Annotated in this window: 17 protein-coding genes and 1 other RNA gene; 3 read left to right on the top strand and 15 right to left on the bottom strand. The window is 52.6% G+C overall.

What is annotated here, in order from left to right; translation table 11 throughout:
* Positions 1 to 2 precede the first annotated feature (2 nt).
* The 12 genes from sucC to MMC1_RS22155 all read right to left on the bottom strand — a co-directional run bounded on the left by sucC (position 3) and on the right by MMC1_RS22155 (position 13,832).
* Entirely contained in the window at positions 3 to 1,169 is a 1,167-nt protein-coding gene (sucC, locus tag MMC1_RS08895) for an ADP-forming succinate--CoA ligase subunit beta (RefSeq protein ID WP_011713403.1), read from the bottom strand.
* 178 nt (positions 1,170 to 1,347) lie between these two features.
* A complete protein-coding gene (locus tag MMC1_RS08890; protein WP_011713402.1) occupies positions 1,348 to 3,009 on the bottom strand; it encodes an FAD-dependent oxidoreductase in 1,662 nt (553 codons plus the stop codon).
* 6 nt (positions 3,010 to 3,015) lie between these two features.
* The gene (locus MMC1_RS08885; protein ID WP_011713401.1) at positions 3,016 to 3,765 is read right to left on the bottom strand and encodes a 4Fe-4S dicluster domain-containing protein; all 750 of its coding nucleotides are present in this window, start codon (positions 3,763 to 3,765) and stop codon (positions 3,016 to 3,018) included.
* Positions 3,766 to 4,141: 376 nt separating this feature from the next.
* Positions 4,142 to 4,933, bottom strand: a complete 792-nt coding sequence (locus MMC1_RS08880; RefSeq protein WP_011713399.1) for a hypothetical protein — start codon at positions 4,931 to 4,933, stop codon at positions 4,142 to 4,144.
* Between the two features lie 176 nt (positions 4,934 to 5,109).
* The gene (locus tag MMC1_RS08875) at positions 5,110 to 6,747 is read right to left on the bottom strand and encodes a thiamine pyrophosphate-dependent enzyme (RefSeq protein ID WP_011713398.1); all 1,638 of its coding nucleotides are present in this window, start codon (positions 6,745 to 6,747) and stop codon (positions 5,110 to 5,112) included.
* 60 nt (positions 6,748 to 6,807) lie between these two features.
* Positions 6,808 to 8,841 (bottom strand): 2-oxoacid:acceptor oxidoreductase family protein, encoded by a 2,034-nt coding sequence (locus MMC1_RS08870; protein WP_011713397.1) that lies wholly within the window; start codon positions 8,839 to 8,841, stop codon positions 6,808 to 6,810.
* A 219-nt stretch (positions 8,842 to 9,060) separates the two neighbouring features.
* Positions 9,061 to 9,663, bottom strand: coding sequence for a recombination mediator RecR (recR, locus tag MMC1_RS08865; protein ID WP_011713396.1), 603 nt, complete (start codon positions 9,661 to 9,663; stop codon positions 9,061 to 9,063).
* A gap of 9 nt (positions 9,664 to 9,672) precedes the next feature.
* A complete protein-coding gene (locus tag MMC1_RS08860) occupies positions 9,673 to 9,975 on the bottom strand; it encodes a YbaB/EbfC family nucleoid-associated protein (RefSeq protein ID WP_041642300.1) in 303 nt (100 codons plus the stop codon).
* A 188-nt stretch (positions 9,976 to 10,163) separates the two neighbouring features.
* The gene (dnaX, locus tag MMC1_RS19930; protein WP_049757647.1) at positions 10,164 to 11,972 is read right to left on the bottom strand and encodes a DNA polymerase III subunit gamma/tau; all 1,809 of its coding nucleotides are present in this window, start codon (positions 11,970 to 11,972) and stop codon (positions 10,164 to 10,166) included.
* Positions 11,973 to 12,058: 86 nt separating this feature from the next.
* Positions 12,059 to 12,156, bottom strand: an RNA gene (gene ffs, locus MMC1_RS21175) — signal recognition particle sRNA small type.
* Between the two features lie 251 nt (positions 12,157 to 12,407).
* Positions 12,408 to 13,463 carry a CobW family GTP-binding protein gene (locus MMC1_RS08850; RefSeq protein WP_011713393.1) on the bottom strand — a complete coding sequence of 352 codons (1,056 nt, stop codon included), beginning with the start codon at positions 13,461 to 13,463 and terminating at the stop codon, positions 12,408 to 12,410.
* 36 nt (positions 13,464 to 13,499) lie between these two features.
* Positions 13,500 to 13,832 (bottom strand): YgaP family membrane protein, encoded by a 333-nt coding sequence (locus MMC1_RS22155; protein ID WP_227665309.1) that lies wholly within the window; start codon positions 13,830 to 13,832, stop codon positions 13,500 to 13,502.
* A gap of 198 nt (positions 13,833 to 14,030) precedes the next feature.
* On the opposite strand from MMC1_RS22155, the gene MMC1_RS08840 reads away from it, so the two are divergent.
* Positions 14,031 to 16,250, top strand: coding sequence for a cyclic nucleotide-binding domain-containing protein (locus MMC1_RS08840; RefSeq protein WP_011713391.1), 2,220 nt, complete (start codon positions 14,031 to 14,033; stop codon positions 16,248 to 16,250).
* 484 nt (positions 16,251 to 16,734) lie between these two features.
* Entirely contained in the window at positions 16,735 to 18,480 is a 1,746-nt protein-coding gene (locus MMC1_RS08835) for a SulP family inorganic anion transporter (protein ID WP_011713390.1), read from the top strand.
* Positions 18,481 to 18,489: 9 nt separating this feature from the next.
* Here MMC1_RS08835 and MMC1_RS08830 read toward each other — a convergent pair whose 3' ends face one another.
* From MMC1_RS08830 to MMC1_RS08820, 3 genes are all read right to left on the bottom strand, one after another.
* Entirely contained in the window at positions 18,490 to 19,845 is a 1,356-nt protein-coding gene (locus MMC1_RS08830) for a diguanylate cyclase (RefSeq protein ID WP_407081015.1), read from the bottom strand.
* Between the two features lie 496 nt (positions 19,846 to 20,341).
* Positions 20,342 to 21,121, bottom strand: a complete 780-nt coding sequence (gene modA / locus MMC1_RS08825; protein ID WP_011713388.1) for a molybdate ABC transporter substrate-binding protein — start codon at positions 21,119 to 21,121, stop codon at positions 20,342 to 20,344.
* 15 nt (positions 21,122 to 21,136) lie between these two features.
* Complete coding sequence (locus MMC1_RS08820; protein WP_011713387.1) at positions 21,137 to 21,943, bottom strand: TOBE domain-containing protein; 807 nt, start codon at positions 21,941 to 21,943, stop codon at positions 21,137 to 21,139.
* Positions 21,944 to 22,415: 472 nt separating this feature from the next.
* On the opposite strand from MMC1_RS08820, the gene MMC1_RS08815 reads away from it, so the two are divergent.
* Positions 22,416 to 22,643 (top strand): FeoA family protein, encoded by a 228-nt coding sequence (locus tag MMC1_RS08815; protein WP_011713386.1) that lies wholly within the window; start codon positions 22,416 to 22,418, stop codon positions 22,641 to 22,643.
* Positions 22,644 to 22,689: the final 46 nt, after the last annotated feature.

Below are 22,689 nucleotides of genomic sequence, written 5' to 3'. Positions count from 1 at the left end.
GCTTAGCCCTCCTTCAGCGAGGCTACCGCTTTGGTCGCGGCATCGTCCAAGTTATCGGCAGAGATGATCGGCAGACCCGAGTTGGCCAAAATTTCTTTGCCCTTCTCCACATTGGTGCCTTCCAAACGGACGATCAGGGGAACATTCAGATTCACCTGCTTTGCCGCCTCCACCACACCATTGGCAATCACATCACAGCGCATGATGCCACCAAAGATGTTAACCAGAACTGCTTTTACATTTTCATCGGAGAGAATCAGCTTAAACGCTTCTGTGACCCGCTCTGTGGTGGCACCACCCCCAACGTCCAAAAAGTTGGCCGGTGCGCCACCCTTTATCTTGATAATATCCATGGTCGCCATGGCCAAACCGGCCCCGTTGACCATGCAACCAATATTGCCATCCAGAGCGATGTAGTTTAGCTCGTGCTTAGAAGCTTCGATCTCCTTAGGATTCTCTTCATCAAAATCCCGCAGCTCTTCAATAGCTTTTTGGCGATAGAGCGCATTGGCGTCAAAATTCATTTTGCAATCCAGCGCAATAACATCCCCAGCACCGGTGATCACCAATGGGTTGATCTCCATCAGGGAGGCGTCGGTCTCCATAAACGCATTATAGAGGCCGCTCATCAGCTGCACCGCCTTGTTAATCTGCTTACCTTCCAGTCCCAACCCAAACGCCAGGTTGCGGGCTTGGAAAGCAACCAAGCCAACCGCTGGGTCGACCACTTCACGCAGAATTTTCTCTGGGCTCTTCTCAGCGACCTCTTCAATCTCCATTCCCCCCTCAGTGGAGGCCATAAAGGTGACACGGCTGGTCGCCCGATCAATCACAATACCCAAATAGAGTTCCCGGGCAATGTCACACCCCTCTTCCACGTAGAGGCGTTTAACTTCTTTACCCTCAGGACCGGTTTGATGGGTCACCAACGTCAAGCCAAGCATGCGGCTAGCCTCTTCACGCACGGCATCGGTGGTTTTTACCACCTTCACGCCGCCCGCTTTACCACGTCCACCCGCGTGGATCTGGGCTTTCACCACAAAGACCTCACTGTCCAGCTCTTTGGCCGCCATCTCTGCCTCTTGGGGGGTATAGGCTACCCGCCCGCGAGGGACATTGACGCCAAACTTGGCGATGATCTCTTTGGCTTGGTACTCATGAATATTCATGTCGTCTCCTGCCTGTTACAGAACGTAGGAACCATTCCGAAATTGGCATACCTCCGCCGCACACCCATACCGAAATGGCGTTAAAGCGGACAGTGTACGATGATTTAGTGGTATTACACCAACTAAATAAGCATATCCTTATGAATGACTGCAAGCAATTTTATGAATCATAACCCAATTAAATAGCCAAAGCCTTACCATATCTCGGTAAAAGCATAGGCGCCGTACGGGTTTCATCAATATTTGCTGCCTTCAAATCTTCCAAATAGGATTCGATATGGGAGAGCCCCGCTGCCCCACCTGGGTTGGTCGAAAGGGCAAATTCGGCGGCGGCACGTCCCGCGCGCAGGCCGAAGACAATCAACTCCAACAACGCATTTCCCATTAACCGATTTTTTCCATGCACCCCGCCGGTCACTTCACCCGCCGCATAAAGGCCAGGCAGACCCGTGGCCCCATCGCCCCGGATGCGTACACCGCCATTTTGATAGTGCAGTGTGGGGTAGACCAATACCGGCACCTTGGTTAGGTCAATGCCGTGCCGGGAAAACTCGCTAAAGCGCCCAGGGAACTCCCGCTCAATGGTACCCTTGCCGTGGAGGTCATCAATCATGGGAATATCCAACCACACCCCCACATTGCCGCTTGGGGTGGTGGCACCATGACTAAATTCACTGCACTCCCGAATAATGGCCGCGGTGGTGACATCTCGAGGTTCCAGGGAGTAGACAAACTCATCCCCAAAGCGGTTCACCAACTGCGCACCCAACCCTCGGAATTTTTCGGTAATCAACAGACCCGCCTTCTGCTCGGGAAAAGCGATGCCCGAGGGGTGGTATTGATTGTGCTGTAAATCGCGAAAGGGTAGACCCGCCCGATAGGTGAGTACCAAACCATCGGCGGTGGCACCATAGTGGTTGGAGGTGGGAAAACTCTGTAGATGCAAGCGGCCCAAGCCACCCGTGGCTAAAATAACCGATTTAGCCTGGATCACCCGCACCTCATTATTGTGGGTTAGCCGCTCAATAATGGCCCCTACCACCCGTCCATCGTCATCGGTCAACAGCTCCACAATGGGGCTAAACTCCATCACCTGCACGTTGGCTAGATTGCGGCACTCATCCCATAGCACCCGCATCATCTCCAGCCCAGTCATATCCCCGCTGGAGTGCAGACGCTTACGCGAAGTTCCCCCCCCGTGTCGCACCCGCATACGGCCCGTGGGATATTTATCAAACAGCATACCCAGCTCTTCAAGCCAAGCCAACGCTTCGGGTCCGTCCTGACAGAGGGCTTCGGCCAGCTCAGGATCATTGCTAAAGTGACCACCCCCCAGCACATCCAAATAGTGCTGTAAAGGCGAGTCACACTCTTGATCCGCCCCCTGGATGCCACCCTCCGCCATGATGGTGTTGGAATCCCCCGCCCGCAGCTTGGTGGCAATCAACACGTCAAGACCGCGCTTAGCCGCCTCAATGGCAGCCGTAACCCCGGCCCCACCCGCGCCAATCACCAGCACATCGGTCTCGTAATCGGCCTCAGGAATGGTGCCACCTTGCAGCAGCTGGCGCACCGAGGCCCGTGGCCACGCTTCCAGCAGATTGGCCAGCTCAACAGGGATGCCTTGGTTTTTATTGACCCCCACCCTCAAAGCGCGTCGGCCATCGGCGCGGTAGTCGGGATGAAAATCTTCCAACCACGCTTTGCGATCCGTCAACGATAGTTCAGGAAAGCTATCCCCCCGTTGCACACGGCGCACGCGATCCTCACGGGTGCGGGCCACCGCTATGGCGGATTCCCGCAGCTCCTCGGGTAGATGGTTGAGTGCTCGTTCAGACATAGTCACCTATCCCAGCAGAGTGGTATCTTCAGGCAGCCAAGTGCCAGGCGCGGATTGAGCCGGTTCCACCTCTCGACGCTGATAGAGATTTTTTAACTCCTCGGCATCCATCCGCTTTAAACGGCGAAATCCTCGCTGAATCTCTTGAGATTTCGCTTTATCCCGCGCCTTTTGCAAATGGTCGGCGCGGTTCATCACGTGGGCACCGTAAAAACGTCGGGCTGCCAGCGCCGCATTGGGTTGCGAAATACGTGCAGGACAGCGCACCGCGCACGCTTGGCACTGAACACAGGTAAAAGAAGCCTCCGCAGCGGCCTTTAAATCACCGCGTTTGATCATGCCCACATAGCCCATCACATCAATCCCAACCGGACAGATGCGGGTACACTCCTGACACATAATGCAGCCCCCCACCTCGGGGTAGAGCTGCATAACCTGCCGGGCCGGGCTCACACCGGCAGGCAGGTTCAGGGTGTAGGGCATTTGATTTTGCGGGAAAAAGGGCATGGGCATGATCGACATGCCATCCACCACTTGTTCCTGACACATCAAGGCGCTTTTTAACTGTGCATCGGCAGGGGTACGGTAAAACGCCGTACAGGCACCGCACACACCACCACGGCACCCCACGCTGCGCACAAACCGAACGCCAGCCGTCTCCAGCGCCGTCACGATGGTACGACCCGACGGCACCTTGTAAGGCTCGCCATCATAATGAATGGTGATCCACTGATCGTTTCCAGGCGTCATCATCATTCCGTTTCGGTTAACCCGGCTGAGCAACCACACCCATCAAGGGGGTGTTCCCATAAGCAAGGTGTCACATCCGCACAAAAAAGGGAGCCAGCCCAACAGCTACCCCCTTATCTTAACACCGCGGGGGTGCTACGCCATGCCCGCCCCCCCATCGACAGAACATGCACTGCATCATTTTCCGGCCATTGTTATATCCATAGCTGCGGGGCGAGCATGCCATGATCCCCCCTATTTCGCAAGATTATTTAAAAACAGAAGCCCCGAAAAGAGCGCTTTAACCCTCTTTTCAGGGCTGTTTTTTTTGTAACACTCAACCAACAAGGCCACCACTATTCGAACTGACCCCACACGCTTCTGTGCACCAATGCCATTTCACTTACCCTTGCAAATCCTGCAAAATCGCGCGACTTTGGGCCAAGCGGAAATTTTTCACCCCTTCACCACAGAGTTTGGAACGTATATTATCGGTCTGTGCCTGCTCCAAACGCTGGTTAAAAATGGGCCGCTCCTGCTCCAATCGGTAAGACTCTTCCAAATTTTCCAATTTTTGCGCCAAATCCTCTGTATCCGTCGGCTTGTGGGTACGCACAAATTCATCCAAAAAGCGCATTTTATCTACGGTGTAGCTACCTTGCTGGGCAAACAGATCCAGTAACGCTTTCAACAGCCTTACCTGCGCTAAAGCTTGCCAATGAGGCATGCGTAACAGAGCCATCACCTCCAGTGCATCTTCATCACTGGCCGAAAGCGCCTCAATCTGCGCCTTACACGCCTCATCCAAACGATTCGCCGGATAGAGCAGCTTAACATGGCGCTCAATGGCATCCTCTGGCACCGCCATGTCCACCACCCGATCCCCAAATGAAACCTTGCATAATGGCTTCTCGGCGGTAAGATCCTGCACCAATTGCTGCCAAATGTGCGGATCCAAACCATCCGGTTGCAGCGCCTGCTCACTGCGCATGCGGTCCTCCAACGTTGGCGTAAAGAGCGGCGAAAGTGCATACTCCTGCTTCCACAACTCCATCCCCTCAAGCTGTTCAGGCAATAACAGGTCCAAGGGATCGTCTACACCCTCCATGGTGCTCATATCCGCAGCATGTTTGGCTGAGAGCATACGCGGACGGGTAATATTATCACGCAAAGCCGCCTTGTAAGCTTCGGTCATCACTTTTCTCCTCAACGCCTTGCCTACCCCCTGCAAAAGACGGGGATTTAGGACATTATCCGTACTGTTTTGAGTCAGAAAAAAAAAGCACCACAAGCCGTGGTGCTTCTTTCATGCTGTTACGAGTGGGCAGAGAAGCCAAAAGTTCCTCCACCCACCCGTTTAAACACTCAGCCTTACTTTTTAGCCTTTTTCGCCGCACGCTCGGCTTCCCAATCGCTATTGGAAACACCGGCCAGATCCTGCAACTTGCGCCAGTTTTCCAAACGCTCTTGCATGGAAATATCCAGCACAGGCGAATGGTTGCCATCCTTATCAAAATGCTTCTGGAAGCGACCCTCGGTACGGGCAAAGGTGATAAAGTTGACCTGCTCCTCACCCTCCTTGGTTTTCTTGTGGTGCCAATCGCGCTTCACAGAGGGGTTCCCCTGTAAAGACATGCGCTCAGCCATGGTCTCACCCGCCTCTGGATCATAGGTAAAGACAGGGAAAGCACGGGACTCCACAGCCAACAACGCTTGGGTGTAAGAGAGGTCATCAGCCACTTGGTGCTCAGGCTGACAGGTGGTGTAAACGTTGATCAGCGCAGGACCATTATACTCCAAAGCACGCTCAACACTCTTGTAGAAGTGGGTGGTCATGGGACCAACCGTCTGCGCCACATAGACGTGAGGATGCATCATGGCGATCATACCGATCTCTTTGCGGCGCTCCATCTTACCGCGAATCGACTTGCCATGGACCGACATCTTCGCCTCTTGACCAATAAAGGTCGCTGTAGAAGCTTGACCACCGGTATTGGAGTAGACCTGGGTGTCCAACACCAAAACCTTGATGTTCATACCCGAAGTCAGCATGCGCGAAAGGGCCTGGAAGCCAATATCCAACATGGCACCATCACCACCAAACGCCCAGAGCACATGATCCTCTTTACCGGTACGATCCCAATGGGCACGCACACCCATGGCCACCGTCGGCGCGTTTTCAAACAGCGAGTTCATCCATGGCACCCGGAACGGGTTGTAGGGATAGGTCGAACCGTACACCGTGTTACAACCGGTCGCCGCTGTGATGCCATATTTATGGCCGACTTTTTCGTGGGTCATGGCCAACAATTGGCGAATAACCGAAGCCTCACCACACCCCATGCACGAACCCGCGCCCCCCACGTACTGGTTGGCGTTCTCACGCAGCATAATATCAATCTTCAATTTGGGATTGATATAAGCCTCGGGCGTGGAAGGGGTGTTCTTGTAGAACTCCCACATGGAAAAATAGTTGGGCAGGTTGTCTTTGGTCTTTTTGATCATCTTCAGGGCGTCATGCTCACCACAGGCGACCACGCACTCACCACACCCCTTACACTTGGTGGGATCAATAAAGATACCAAACTCGGCACCCCCTGGGGCATCGGGCTCTTTCTCTTTTTTCTTTTCGTAGGTTTTCCAAAACTTGGTGGTCTGCACCATCTGCGCCTTAATCAAATCGCGGGTGGTGTCATCCTTGGCTTTGGCCAACTCGGCTTCCAGGGTCTCAGGCGTCATTACCCGACCCCAAATGGCCGAATCAGGACAGTTCTGCACGCACTCCATACAGGCCACGCAGTTGTCTGCCATATACTCGGGCAGATCTGGGGCGATGTAAGAAAAATCGCGGTACGAACCGGTACCAGCCGGTACCGCAGAACAGGCCACAAAACGGTCGGCAGGCTGTCCAGAGCCCTGTCCCGTATTATAGGCGTGTAGAATCTCTTTAGCACGATCCACATCGTACCATTGAGGTGTGTTCTCTGAATAGATCTTAGCTTGACTCATTATATCCTCCAGACGCCGTAGGGGCGTCAATCGTCTCATGCTTAGAAAGGGTCAAGTACCTTAGATAAAGAACGCGTTAACGTCCTTACCCTTGGCTTCCCACTCTTCCTTACCAGCCGCCAACTCATCCGCAGGGGTGGCGTCCATGATCGCTTGGGTCACTTCCATCACCCGATCATAACCACGCTTAACCGCCTCCAAGTTGTCGTCTACCACCTTTTGACCGCGCTTGCCGAAGTATTTCGTCAAAGGCTTACGTACGGCGGCAAAGAGATCCTCGCTACTCAAACCAGCATTTTTCTGGAATGGCGTCACGCGCAAGAACACACCCAACAGTACCACACCCTGGAAACGTTGAATCAGGGAGGGGTCAGACAAGCAAGATTCACGGGCGATATCAATGGTGTCCACACCATAAAACTTGATCTTGTTGGACTGCATGAAATACTTAGCATAAGGAGGAAGCGAGTCCCACAGCGCCTGAGCATTGGGCTCATCGGTATGCTGGAAGACAATACCGCCATCGGCCAAACCCACCAGAGGGTTACCCATGAACCACGTAGTGGGATCCATCAACGGCACAAAGTCCACCTGCTGAAGTTCGCAATGGGTAAGAATTTTACCCGTCGGCGTCACGGTCAGATAGGTGTTGGTCGGCAGACCCTTTTTCTCAGAACCATACTTGGGTGCCGCTTGCACACGGAATCCAAAAATATCTCCCAACATGGTGGCGATCACCTTGTTGGTGGTCACCGAGCCGAAGCCACCCACCGAGTGGGCACGCACCGAGAAGGAGCCCTGGGGACGCACATCTGGCTCTTCTTCAGGATGCAACGCGGTCTCATGCTCAATGCCCAAGGAGAAGAAGCGTTTGCCCTCTTTACCCTTTTGCATGTTGGTCACTACCGCCAGCATATGACCGGGGGTCACATCCCGCGAACCCAAACCAGCCGTGCCGCTAAAGACATAGGGCATGGTGGTCAAAGCATCAAAACCTTCAATACCCATGGCCGCCTTAGCCAACGAGGCCTCGATGTCCGTGGTCAAGGGATTATCTACCATGGTGGGCACATCGCAACGCTCAATGACCGCAACCGCTTTACAGTTTTTAATGGCTTGTACCAGCTGGATAGCCGGGAACGGACGGTAGCAGGTCACGTTAACCACACCCAGTTTAATACCCTTACTACGGGCCAACTGAATGGTGGACATGGCGGTTTCAGCGGTGGTGCCCATGGCAATGATGGCATAGTCGGCATCTTCCATGCTCACCGCATCCACCAACCCATATTTACGCCCGGTCAGACGATAAAACTCGGCCATGGCCTCTTCAATATGACCCGCCAGCTCGTCATAGTAAGCGCGTTGGGCGACTTTACCCTGCATGTAGGCATCCTGGTTTTGCACCACACCGGTCTGCAAAGGTGCCTCAGGATCAAACATGTTTCGAATACGCTCACGGGGATTGCCCAGATACTCTCGAATGAGATCATCCTCAGGATAGTTGAGGTTCTCAATGGTGTGAGAGATCAAAAAACCGTCCTGCACGTTCATCATCGGCGTTAAAGCATTTTCCGAGGCGCGACGGGCAATCATACAGAGGTCGGCAGAAGCCTGTACACTCTGGGCAAACAGAATGCCCCAGTTACAGTCCGCAACCCCCATCACATCATCATGACCAGCATGCACGTTCAAACCCTGATGGGTCAGCGCACGTGCCGCCACGTTCAACACCTGGGGCAGACGCTTACCGGCGATGGTGTAGAGCACCTCTTTCATCAGAATCAAGCCCTGACCCGAGGTAAAGTTGGTCACACGACCCCCTGCCAAGGCATAGCCTTCGCAAGCAGAAGCCGATGAGTGCTCGGACTCTAACTCCAACCAGGCCAACTCGTTGCCCCAGACGTTTTTAAAGCCGTTCGCCACTGCGACCTGGTAATTTTGGCCCATAATGGTAGACGAGGTGATGGGGTAAGCGGCTGCACCGTCAGTGGCGCGAGTCTCCACATAAGCGATGGCATCGGAACCATCACCTGTTCCGGGAATGCCCGGATAGGGAAACGCCTGTTGGTCATCTGCTTTCAAGGTAGCCATACCAAGAACTCTCCGTTATCTGCTTGGGGTCCACACAACGCGCGCAGCCCCCTCATGTCAGTTGTTGCGGTACAGCATATCCACCAGCGGCACCGCATTAAACTGCTTAGCTTTAGAAGGTTGGCATTGTAACCAATTCATTTCAAAAAAGCATGCTATCTTTCCATGAAATGAAACCCATGCCACACTTCTACATATGAAACCTGTAAATACAGGTCCTTACAAAACACCTCTGCGGCCTTGAAGGGCCTGAAACAGGGTGGATTCATCCAAATACTCCAACTCACCGCCCATGGGCATACCATAGGCCAAGCGGCTAATATCTATGGTAAGTGGCTGCGCCAGTTGGGTGATATAGTGGGCCGTGGCCTCCCCGGCAACGGTCGGGTTGGTGGCGATAATTAACTCCCGTACCCCGCCTTGCTGCAACCGCTCGAGCAGCGCGTCCAAGTACAGCGCATCTGGCCCTATCCCATCCATGGGGCTAAGCCGCCCCCCCAACACATGATAGAGACCTCGATAAGCCCCAGCACGCTCCATAGCTAGCACATCCACGGGCTCTTCTACCACACAAATGAGGCCATGATCTCGTTTACTATCTTGACAAATGGCGCACAAGCCCTCTTCGGCCAAATTATGGCACACCTCACAAAAGTGAATGCGCTCACTCAGCGCCAAGAGCCCTTGCCCCAGCAGAGTAGCCTCCCGCCCCCCCTCTTTGAGAAGGTGGTAGACCATACGCTGCGCACTCTTGCGACCAACCCCTGGCAGGCGGGAAAAGAGCTCAATGCTGCGTTCCAGTGTCGGCAGACCGCTACTCATGTTATACGATCAAAACAGGCCGGGAATATTCATGCCGCCCGTAACCTTGGCCATCTTTTCTTGGGTAATCTGTGCCATGCGCATTTGGGCATCATTAAAAGCGGCGGCCACCAAATCTTCCAGCATTTCTAGATCTTCTAGGTCAACCGCCTTGGGGTCAATCTTCACCCCCTCAACAGACTGTTTACCATTAATGGTAACCTCCACCATGCCGCCACCCGCTTGGCCGATTACCTGCAACTGAGCAAGCTCCTCCTGCATCTGCGCCATCTTGGCTTGCATCTGCTTGGCCTGCTTCATCATATTTCCCATATTGCCAAAACCCTTCACGGCGTCACCCTTATCATTTGCTATGGTTGCCTTGCTGCACGCTCCCTGCCTGGATCTTGGCACAAACAACGTTGGCCCTGCGTACGCCTTGACCACGTTAGAGGAGCAGCCTATAAAAATCGTTCCCAGACATGACCCGATTCTTACTTTTGCGTTGCAAAATTGTCAAGTCAAACCGGTTCAACATGGATAATCTTTGCTTCAAACCGCCGCTCAATCTCTTGAATTAACGGATCGTCCGCCACCTCACGCGTCAAGGCATTTTGGTAAGCGTCTTGAGCTTTCTTTTGTTTTTCCGCTTCTGTATCCGGGCGCGTTCCATCGCTGCTTTTACGGATATGCACCACCCCATTGGGCAGTTTTAACGAAACCAACAAATCCATAAGGTTTTTATGCACCTTACTGGGTTCGCCGGCAAAAGCGTGAGCAATCATCACCTCCATGCAAGGTGGATCGTGGGGGCCTGACCCCCCTGTATAACTCAGCAAACTAAGATGACTCTCCATCTTTTGTGCCAGCAACGGAAACTTAATGCGCGCCGCCTCAATCAGCTTTTCCCAGCTCTCCACCGTAGCCGGTGGCGTTGGGGAAACGACCGTAGGCTCTTCCTGCAAAGGCGGCACGGCGGGCCAATCGGGCGGCACTACAGGGGGCTGCGGCTCCGGCGCCAGAACCGTGGGTTGCTTTTTTGCTCGCTTAACCTGGGGCGCTTGGACCGCTTGCGGCGCCTCTAAAGCGGCACTCTTAGGCGCAAAGTGTACCGTGGGGGCAACCTCACTCTGCCCCACCCCCGGGGCATCAAACTTTTTTACCGCTGGCGACGCCTGCCTTTCACCGGGCTCCACCCCTGCTTGCCGCTGCAATGACTCCACCAACTGTTTTAAGGGCGGCACGGGCCGCAAATGCGCCGCCCGCAGCAACAACATCTCCAACGCCTGCCGGGGTAATCGAGCCATTTGCAGATCCTCACGCCCACGCAGCAATACCTGGTAGAGCATCTGCAAATGCTCAAGACCAAGCTTAGGCCACACCTCTTTTAACCCCTCGTGCTCAGAAAGCGCCTGGGCAGCATCCCCGACCCCCACCGCCAACTCACGGGTCACTTGGTGGGTTATATCCAGCAAATCGTTCAATAGCACCACCGGCTCTACCCCATCACGATGGAAATAGGCCGCGCGCTCCAACATCTCCAGTAACCGCCCACGGCAGAGGTCCGCAAACAGCGCCACCACCGCTTGCCGGTCGGTCAACCCCAATAAACCGCTCACATGGGTATAATCCACCCGCCCGCCACCATGGGCAATGGCTTGATCCAGCAGCGAAAGCGCATCCCGCACCGAACCATCGGCCGCGTGACTTATGGCAGCAAGCCCCTCTTGGTCATAGGCAATCTGCTCAACATCCAACACATGCGCAAGATAGCGGGCAAGCCCGTCACGATCCAGACGGCGCAGATCATAGCGCTGGCAACGGCTGAGAATGGTCGGCAGGATTTTCCGCACTTCGGTGGTTGCAAAAATGAACTTAACATGCGTGGGGGGCTCCTCCAACGTTTTGAGCAACGCATTGAAGGATGAGGCACTGAGCATATGGACTTCATCAAGAATATAGATCTTATAGCGGCTTAGCGAGGGGGTGTAAGCGACACCATCCAAAAGCTCCCGCATCTGCTCGACTTTGGTGCGGGAGGCGGCATCCACCTCAAATACATCAGGGTGCTCGCCCCGCACAATGGCGCGACAGCTATCACACGCGCCACAGGGATTGGCCGTCACCCCAGTACCGCAGTTTAAGCACATCGCCAATAATCGAGAGAGGGTGGTTTTGCCGATGCCACGAATGCCGGTAAAGAGAAAAGCGTGGGGTATACGGCCCTGCTCCAGTGCATGACGCAGCGCCTGGACCGTATGTTCCTGACCAATCAGATCTTCAAAGCGGCGTGGCCGCCATTTACGCGCCAATACGACGTAGGAAGACATGACACCCATAGGTTGGGAGGAATGATCGACGCCCGGCAGCCAAGCCAACAAGGCGAGCAACTGCCGGACGCATCAGGGAGGGCGGCTCCGACCAAACGTAATGCGGCACACAAAAGATCCCGTTACCGTTGCTTCCTTCCGGACCTGGCGGGGTTGGCGGGTTTTCGTTGCGCATGGCCTAGCCATCAGCGCCGCCCACAAAGAGGGAGATGCTACCCCATGCACCAGGCAGCTCTCCGATATGGGCCTTTCAAACAAAATCTCCAATAAAAGGAGCTTCTGTTGCACCTACGATTCGAAATGTCAGGCCACTTTTAGCCCATTAACGACACTTTGTCAAAGCGTCATCTGTCAGAGGTGCTGGAAAAACGATGCACAGCCTGAGCATCCCACATTTGAGCCGGCAATACCAGCTTAGCAAAGTCATTCTTCAGATTAGCTCTCCTTGCGCTTCCAGCGACTGGCCAACATCGCCTGCTCTAAGCGGGCCCATTGGGGCGCTACCGCTGCCTGGGGCACAATGACCTCGACCCGGCTATCCCGCCAATAGGCAATGGAGTCATTCACCGTCACCACCGAGCCCACCCGATCAATTAAAATGCGCCGGGTTGGTCCCACGCGAAATAGCCCCTTCATCCGCACCACCGGAGCAATGCCCGCCAGAGACCCCTCGAACAGCTCCATGAGTTTATGTTCGTGAAAACGCTCTTCGACATGGAAAATCCATCCGCCCCCAATATGGCCCAAACCGCGATTTTCAAAATGCACCGGCTGGTCCAACTGGGGCTGCTGAGGGGTAGCCCCTAGCCCGGCCCCATGGCTGTGTGCAGAATCTCCATGATGGTGATGCTCACCCCCTTCCACCATCCGCTCCAGCAGGAGGCTATAGGGACGCATCTCCACACTGAGATCCAGCCACGCAGGATCTATCGACCCTTGCATCACCTTGCCCATCACCTCTTTTGGCGGAAACAGCTCCTGCCCCCACTGCACAAACGCCGCATAGTCGGCGGCATTGAGCTGATCCCCCTTGGCGGCCAACACCACATCGGCAATGGCGACTTGGTCAATAAAGGTTTTGCGTTGACTCAACAATGGATCCCGCAACATCGCCAAATCCACCAAGCAGAGCACGCTCTTGAGGGTGAGACGATGGCGAAATTTGCCCTCCGTCACAGCCTCAATAACCCCACCGGGATGCCCCAACCCAGTCGGCTCAATCAGGATACGCTCGGGCTGGATGGTATCCAGTATCTCACCCAAGGCGGTTTCCATATCCGCCCCTAAGGTGCAGCAGATGCACCCTCCTGCCAACTCCTTAATCGCCACCCCGCCACTGGACATAATTGCCCCATCAATGGGCACATCGCCAAACTCATTGACCACCACAGCCCAGGTAGCCCCCCCCTTGTTATGGGTAAGCAGATGGCGAATAACGGTGGTTTTACCAACCCCCAAATAGCCGGTGATGATAGTGACAGGAATGCTCATAAGCGTGTGTCTTTGTCCTGTTGCAAGGTTAGCCGGTTACTGAGGAAAACCCAATTTTTTTAAGATCGTGGCTAAAGGGCAGAACCCGGTGATGCCACTTTGAAACAGGTTGATACCCACAAAAATCGTGAGATAAACCCAGTTGGGGTGGACATAATGTGTAAGAAGCACACTAAGCAACACCATAAAACCTGCTACAATGGGGATCAATCGTGTAATGGTCATCATGATTACCGAGCGTTTTTTTAACCGCCCGCTCCTGGTTAAAAGTATCGGGAAGAACCGCTGAAAAGATGCCATAAACAGCCCATCCACAACACCTAAATAAACCATACGCAGCACAATTTCCGATGCAATCGCGTTCGGCACGACACTCTTTTACGGAAAACGCGCTCTAACCGAGTCGTACAAGCTTCACACTAATCATAACAATACATTGTTATGATTAGGTATTGTAGCAACAACAGAGGCATGGTGATACAAAATGTGATACTATGCCTTCTTGTTTTTACGAATCTATTCGGGCAGACTGTATGTTCAGGCTATCTCTTTCTGCGGGAGGCGCAGATGCATCACATTAAAAAAGTTGATGTTGCAACAGGCATAACCTGGGTGGAAGTCCCAGAGGCGGATCTATTTTTGCTCTGCGGATGCCCAGCCGACAGCGTTAAGCACCTTATGCGTCGCGGCCTCATCGTGCCGTTGGAGGACCGCGGCGTTCGGTTTGAATCCGGCCCCAATGCCATTCTTTTATCCGACATTATGCTGCAAAATGGGCAATTCTCCAATATGGCGGAGTTTCCTGTCCTACAAATGCTTTACCGTCAAGGCATGATTATCCCTAATCATCCCCATAATACCGGCCAATGCCCACTGTTACTGGGCACCAAAGAGCAGGTTGAAGCGCAAAAGCGCTATATCTATCGGGGCAATTATGGGTTGGTCAACGAAGAAGAGCTGCGCAATGTTGGCTTGACCGAAGCACAAGCCCACGAAATGATGCGTATGAAATTAAAATTTGCGTTTGGTGCCATCAAAGAGACCGATGCTTTTCTCGAAAGCCGCACCATTGCGGATGAAGCTATAGAGATCCGTAACGGTGTTATCCTACGCCGTATCGCCGTCAATATCTTTGAAATTTCTTACAACGGCGAAGCAGTGACCGTTAATCTTAATCTCGCCCCCCATGAGCAATATGAACCGCCCTACCCCTTGGGACAGCACTTTATCAAGCGTGACTATTTTGGGGTAGTGCATAGTGGCGATGGGGATGGCTGGGACCCAAACCGTCCCTGCATGAGCAGTATTCTAATGTACCAAGGGCGTATTTTTTTAGTGGATGCCGGCCCCAATATTGAGCGTTCCCTTATCTCATTAGGCATCGGGCTTAACGAGATCGAAGGCATTTTCCACACCCACTCCCACGATGATCATTTTGCTGGTCTTGCTTCGTTAATTCGTGCGGATCGCCGCATTAAATATTTTGCCACACCCTTGGTGCGCCACTCTGTGGTGAAAAAACTGTGCGCCTTACTCTCCATTGATGAAAGTAATTTTTCTCACTATTTTGAGGTACATGACCTTGAATTTGACAAGTGGAACTCCATTGAAGGTTTGGAGGTCATGCCGCTCTTTTCACCCCACCCTGTCGAGAATAATTTATTTGTTTTCCGTACTTTGTGGGAAGATGGTTACCGAACCTTTGCCCACTATGCCGACACCATATCCTTTACTGTGCTCGATGGCATGACCACCGAGGATGAACATGCCGCAGGGGTAAGCCCTACCTTTGCCGAGCGCGTCAAGGCGGATTATTTACGCCCCGCAGACCTGAAAAAAATTGATATTGGCGGCGGCATGATCCATGGCAACGCCCTGGATTTTATCAACGACAAGAGTTCGAAAATGTTGCTTTGCCACACCGCCCGCACCTTAGATGCCAAAGAGCGGCAGATCGGTAGTGGTGCGCCCTTTGGCACCGTGGATACCTTAATTCCCTCCTACCAAGACTACACCCTTCGGTTGGCCTGGGAGTTTCTAAGCATTCACCTACCTAAAGCCCCTACCCATGCCCTACGTATGCTGCTCAATGGCCGTATTGAAATTTTTAACCCAGAGAGCATCATTCTTAAAGTGGGTCAGGTACCGGATGACCTCTACCTTATCCTTACTGGTACCGTTGAAACCTTAACCCGTGATACCGGCCATCGCAGCCACGTCTATGCGGGGACTTTGATTGGTGAGCGCTCGGGATTTGCCCAGATCCCCTCCAGCCGCACCTATCGCGCGGCCAGCTTTGTTCAAGCCCTCAAGATCCCTACCACCCTTTACCGCGAGTTTATCTCGTCCCATAATATGGTGCAAGATATAGAACGTTTAAGGGATTTTCGCGAATTTTTGGATAATACTCATCTGTTTAATGATGGCATCTCCCACGCTACACGCAACCATATTGCCCAAGATCTGCAAACCAACAGCTATCGCACGGGACATATTTTTAAGCAGGAAGAGCTCTCCTGCCTGTTTCTTATCCGGCATGGACGGGTTAACCGCTATGTTGGCGATGAGTTGATTGATGAGTTGGGCGTGGGTAGTTTTTTTGGCGAAGAAGTGGCCATTTTTAAAACCAAGAGCCTGTTTAAAATCGTCACCCAATCCGACGTAGAGCTCTATTGCATCCCTGGTGATCGGTTAGAGGATATCCCCATCGTACGCTGGAAACTCTATGAAGTTTTTGAACGCCTGATGCAAAACCTTAACCGGACGGGTAAAGAGGCTCTGCAATGAGGAGCTCTCTGCCCACCCTCACCCCTTAAACCTCATGAAAGCAGGATTGCCGCCCTCCGCTTGGACTATTTTTTGAGTCCGACACCATGTCGTGTAGGCCAGCGCGGCTTGATGTAGGGCCTATTGCGCGTGAATCTGTTGCTTTTTAAATTTTACACTCTATTATATGTTCATCTTTTGAGTTAGTGCGTCTAAAAATAGGTTGTTTCAGTGCCTATCATCAACCACGCTCACAGAATCTATTGCTTAACTGAACCGCTATTCGATTATTAAATCGAGGGATTTCATATCTGTTAAGGCTGTCTCCAGGTGAGGGGGCCTTTTTTTGTTGTATCGTGCAAGCGCTCAGGGGAGCAGCAAGCCTACGGTACTGGGTATCCAAATGCACCTGTTACCATTAAACCATGTTCCATCAAGGGTCCTTCCAGAGAGTCGTGGTATTTTTTCACCCTACTCCCGCATTTAATCGCAAGGTTGCTGGGCAATGACGACCACCAAACGCGCTTTTTCAGCGCAGATAGAGCCGACCTTTTCTGAACTTTTCACCCCAAAATTGTTCACCACCTTGCGCGAGGGTTACAGCCTCGCTGATTTACGGGCCGATGCCTTGGCGGGCTTGACCGTTGCGATTGTGGCGCTGCCTTTATCGATGGCGATTGCCATTGCATCGGGGGCTTCGCCTGCTCAGGGCCTCTATACGGCCATCGTGGGGGGGTTTTTAGTATCGGCGTTGGGGGGCAGCCGCTTTCAAATTGGCGGGCCTGCTGGGGCCTTTATTGTGTTGGTTGCCGCAACGGTGCAAGCTCATGGTATGGATGGTTTAATTTTAGCAACCTTGCTGTCGGGTCTCATCTTAGCGATTCTTGGTTTTTTCCGGCTGGGGACCTACATTAAATTTATCCCTTATCCCGTTACCGTGGGTTTTACCGCCGGCATTGCAGCCATTATCTTTGCTAGCCAAATTAAGGAGTTGCTTGGCCTTACACTAACCACCAGCGAACCAGGACCCTTGTTAGAAAAGCTACCGGTATTATGGACCAGCCTACCCAGCTATGACTCAGCAACCGTTACACTCGCCGTGGCAACGATAGGCTCGATCCTTATCCTCAAGCACTACCGTCCCCATTGGCCGGGCATGTTACTGGCCGTGGTAGCCGCCTCTTTGGTCACCCTCTTGCTGGATCTGCCAATCGCCACCATCGGTTCAAAATTTGGGGGAATTCCCAGCAGTTTACCAACCCCTGTTTTACCCGAATTCACCCTTGCCAAACTACAGGATGTGCTGCCCAGTGCGCTCTCTTTTGCCCTGCTGGGTTCCATTGAGTCCTTATTGTCCGCCGTGGTGGCGGATGGCATGACCGGTCGGCGCCATCGTTCTAATTGCGAATTGGTGGCCCAAGGTGTCGCCAATATGGCTTCGGCCCTGTTTGGTGGCATCTGCGTCACGGGGACCATTGCCCGTACCGCAACCAATGTGCGCGCAGGGGCCCACGGCCCCTTTGCCGGGATGTTGCACGCCCTATTCTTGCTTGCTTTTATCTTAATCGCCGCCCCACTGGCCCGTTATATACCCTTGGCAAGCTTGGCGGGCGTATTGGCCGTGGTGGCTTGGAATATGGTCGAAAAACATGCTTTTGCAACCTTGATTTGGGCTTCAAGGGGTGACGCTGCGGTTCTTTTGACAACCTTTTTATTGACCCTTTTCCGGGATTTAACCGAGGCCATCGTGGTGGGCTTTGCCCTTGGTTCGGTCCTGTTTATCCATCGCATGTCAAAAACCACAGCAATCGAGACGCAAACCCCGTTTGTGGCAGAGGACAGAGCCGACAACATCGGCAACCGTGCGCCCTATGATCAAGCTCGCATCAATGACCCGGATGTGGTGATTTATCGTATTTCTGGGGTCTTTTTCTTTGGCGCGGCGGCCTCTATTGGCTCCGTCTTAGATCGAATTGCCGATACCCACCGAGCCTTGATTATTGATTTCTCATCGGTACCCTTTTTGGATTCCACGGCGGCCAACACCATAGAAGGTTTGGCCCATAAAGCCAAACGGCGTAATGTTAAGGTATGTTTAATCGGTACAACCCATGAACTCAGGCGGGATCTGTTTGCGCTGGGCATTAAACCGCCCATGGTTCACTATGCTCGGGAATTAAGCTGTGCCCTTAGGGTATTGAAAGCCAAAAAAACAGAACCAACAGAGGTGGTTTCAACCCCGCTTGATTGACGCGCCCAATCAACCAATGCAGCTTTGATCGCGCCCACTACGTTTGGCCTTATAGAGTGCCTCATCGGCCCGCTGGAGCATGCCATCCGCCTCCTCTGGCGGGGTAAACAAGGCGATACCCGCGCTAAATGTTTGTTGCTGTTGCGTGGCAAAATGATGGGTCCGCACAACCGTGTGTAAGCGATCACATAAAACAAGGGTTTGCTTTAAATCTGATTCTGGGCAAAGAATCAAAAATTCTTCGCCACCCCAGCGCCCCACATGGTCTTGACCACGCACGGTTTTTTTTAGCAATTGGGCAAAATCCACCAATACTTGATCGCCGACCAAATGTCCGTATTGATCGTTAACCTGTTTAAAATGATCAATATCTAAAAGTACCACCGATAGAGGACGACCATTGCGATGAGCACGCAAAAGCTCATGTTGGAGGGTCTCATTAAGAAAAGATCGGTTGGGGAGACCGGTCAGTAAATCGGTCCGAGAAAGCTGTTTTAAGCGCTCATTGGCACGGTTAAGGCGCAAGATCCAAAATAGGTTGCTCACCAAGATAAGAAAAAACACACCTATAATTTTAGCCATCAACCCATAATCAATCCCGCTCTGTACCTGAATGGATACATGCCGATTCGCTACCTCGGCCCGTTCCGCCAGAGAGATCTCTTTGATACCCCGATTGAGCATATCCTTGAGCGGGGCGGCCTCTTTTCGGATACCGACCCGCAAGTGATTTTCATAACCGGGAATTTGCCCCGCAATTTTTAAATTGAACCAGCCCTCTTTTTTAATGGTGTCAATGGCCACCATCAAAGAGCGCATGGTCATGTCCGCCTTTTTCTTGGAGACCATCGCAAAGGCTTCCGATTCCGACTCGGCAAGCAAAATGGTCAGTTGGGGAAAATCCTTACGCACCCGCTCTTCCATAGATGTTCCTTTGGGCAACACCATGGTTTGATGATTAACCGCCGCCAAATCCTCAATATACGGGTGTTCTTCGCGGGTGATGATCACATTTCTATCAACAAAGATCGGCACGGTAAAAACCAACCATGCGTCACGCAGGGGGGTTTGGTTAAGAAAACTGAGCATTTGGCAGTCACCCCGCTGGGAAGCCTGGATGCTCTGTTGCCACTCTTGGGTTACCACCAATTTAAGCGGAATTTTAGCACGCTCCGCCGCCAGACGCAGCAAATCTGCTGCAATCCCCACATGCACCCCTTGCGCATTGATCTGCTCAAAGGGGGGCCAATCTGGATCGACACAGAAGGTAAACGGCCCGTGCTGTTGTATATATTCCCGTTCGCTTAAAGAAAGCTCTGCACCCACACCTGGCTTAGCTAAGCAGAAATGCGCTAAAGCAAGCATGAAAAAAATGATATTTTTCGAAATTTTAAGGCAAAACACCACACACCCGCTCACGACTTATGATAGAGAAGTCTCATCCTATCATGATCCTCAACTTCGTGCCTAGTTGCTCAACGATCCACAAGCGTGAAAGGGGCAAAAGAATAGGAGGGTCGCCAGCTATGATCGTTTTTGTCCGAAATGCCCGCCCCTAACCTGGATTAACCATGCTAATGGCAACAACGGTCGTATCCAGAACGCAAAGGCGAGCGTGGCCCAATGAAGGTTCACGCCATAGAAGCGGGATGCTTGCTTGCAAACTGGAATATGCACAAAAACGCTGCGCATGGCCCGCCGTCAACACAGGCGTGCAGCCTTCAAACCCGTATTGTTCTTTTTAGCCGTCACACACCAGTTAGGTGGGACCTGCCACCACCCATCCATCGGTGGAGGCAGGCACAACAGGGAGATTAAAGAAGCGTGTTCGAACCGACGCAAGGGCACATGCCACTCTGGTCTATTCAACACCATAGCCATATTTTTCAATAATCGCGCGAGCGCGATCCCCTTTTAGATAATCCACAAAAGCCTTGGCTGCGATGCGCTCGACACCGTTGTTGAGCAACACCACATCCTGACGGATCGGTGTATAAAGATCGCTTGGCACCACCCATTGAGATCCAGAAACACCCGTAATGACCTGGGAAAGCGCCACAAAGCCCAATTGCGCATTACCTGTGGCGACAAACTGGTAGGTTTGCGCAATACTATCTCCCCGCACCAGTTTGGGTTCAATGGCCGCTAAGAGACCCAATTTCTGCATGGTTTGGCGTGCGGCGGCTCCATAGGGTGCGGTTTTAGGGTTAGCAATGGCCAGTTTTGCAAACGTTTCTGGATGCTCCAACACTTTTCCTGCCGGGTCAACGCGGTTTGGGTCGGTACTGAAAAGCACGATCTTACCCGTAGCATAGGTAAAGCGACTACCTGCCACGGCCAACCCTTCGGCCTCTGCTTTCTCAGGTCGCTTGCGATCTGCGGCAAGAAAAGCATGGAACGGGGCACCGTGGGCGATTTGGGTATAGAGTTTGCCCGTCGAGCCAAAACTGAGAACGGCTTGGTGGCCGGTATCCTCTGCAAAAGCGGCGGCGATCTCTTTAGCAGCACCAGTAAAATTGGCGGCTACGGCAATGTTGGTCGAATCCGCCCTCACCGCTGTTGGACACAGGGTAAGCGCGGTCAACACCAACCCCATAAAAAAGATCGAGCAACGTTGAAGAGGGAAAAAGGGGATCATCATGTCTGGCTCCTAAGCTTATTCCACAGCGAGAATGATATGCGATGCTTTAACCAATGCGCAGGCCCGTTCACCCACCTTAAAACCGAGATTTTCAACACTGGCCTTGGTGATAATGGCGGTTATGGTGCGCCCACCACCTAGGTCCAACACCACTTCATCGTTCACCGCGCCCTCCATGACCTCTATCACCGTACCGCAGAGACGGTTTCGCGCGGAAGTACGCTGCGCTTCGGACTCTGGCGCAAGAATGACAAAACTGGATTTTATCATGGCAAAAACCTCACTTTCAGGCGTGATTTTGAGGGTTTCGACACTATGATTTGTAATAATAGCCACAATTTCAGTCTGTTCAGAGATGCGCAACACCACCTCTGCATTGACGGCACCTGGGGTAACCGCCGTCACTGTCCCGCGAAACGTATTGCGTGCACTGGTGCGCATGGCGTTGCTCCATATAAGGGTCGATCGTTTAGCGTTGGGGTCGGCTAGCCGCATGTGCTGGCTGAACTGTTCCATAACCCGATCCAACTCATGTTTTACAGAATGAAAGAGATCAATGACTTGACGACCTTCATCGGTGAGCTGTGCCCCACCCCCTGTGCGCCCCCCGGGTTGGGTGAGCACCAGCGGCGCGGGAAACAAGTTATTCATGACTTTAACGGCGTCCCAAGCGGCCTTATAGCTAATCCCCACATTTTTAGCCGCTGCTGTAATGGAGCCATGCATCGCAATTTGTTCGAGCAAACGCATGCGCTCTTCACCCGCTTTTGCACCATTGGGGGTGATTAAGGTCAAAACAGCCATGGGGTTTGGGTGGGGCATGAGCACTCCTTTTTCATGGATCGAATAACCGTTATGTATGGAATGTACATATCGCTTACCGTTATGTCAACAGATTACATATCGGCAGAGAGAGCCCTGCTTCTGTGCGCCAGCTTTGTAGAGGCAAGGGATATCGGCTTTAGGGCGAACTAGCGAGCAAACCCGTCGTAACATATGGTTTATTTAAGGGATAAAATTTCACTTAGCCAACGCTTAGCAAAGCGGGAAGCATTTTTTTTTGCACGAACAGAAAAGATAAAAAAATTCTATACGGTTACACCTTAGGTGTACGTCGTTGCTATGCCTTTAGAAATAATTCTCATTTGCTTAAATTTTTGCTAGACATTTTGTCAGGTATAAATGAGAATTAGTTCCGTTTGATGGGGGGGGGAGACCCCGAGCACAACCGAGCATGTTCCCTTTTGCAGTGTGGTGCTGCCCAAATAAACCCTCGTTTCGGAAAGAGGCTATTATGACGCTGGTCGAATTAAAAAAAGGTACAAAGGTTCGCGTGATGGACTTCAAATGTTCAAACGAAGAGCGCAGTCGGTTTATCTCCATGGGTCTTACGCCTGGCAAAGAGATCACTCTGCGCAATCAGGCTCCCTTCGGGGACCCCCGTGTCTATACCATCATGGGCTATGACTTGACTCTAAGGAATGCAGAGGCTGAAAAAATCCTCATTGAAGCGACAGTTTAACACTCACTCACGCTCCCCCCTCTCACGCATATTTTACGCTCGTTAA

The sequence above is a fragment of the Magnetococcus marinus MC-1 genome (assembly GCF_000014865.1).
GTDB classification, from domain to species: Bacteria; Pseudomonadota; Magnetococcia; order Magnetococcales; family Magnetococcaceae; genus Magnetococcus; species Magnetococcus marinus.
Note: the sequence above shows the minus strand (reverse complement) of the source record. Positions and strands in the feature narration are given on the sequence as shown.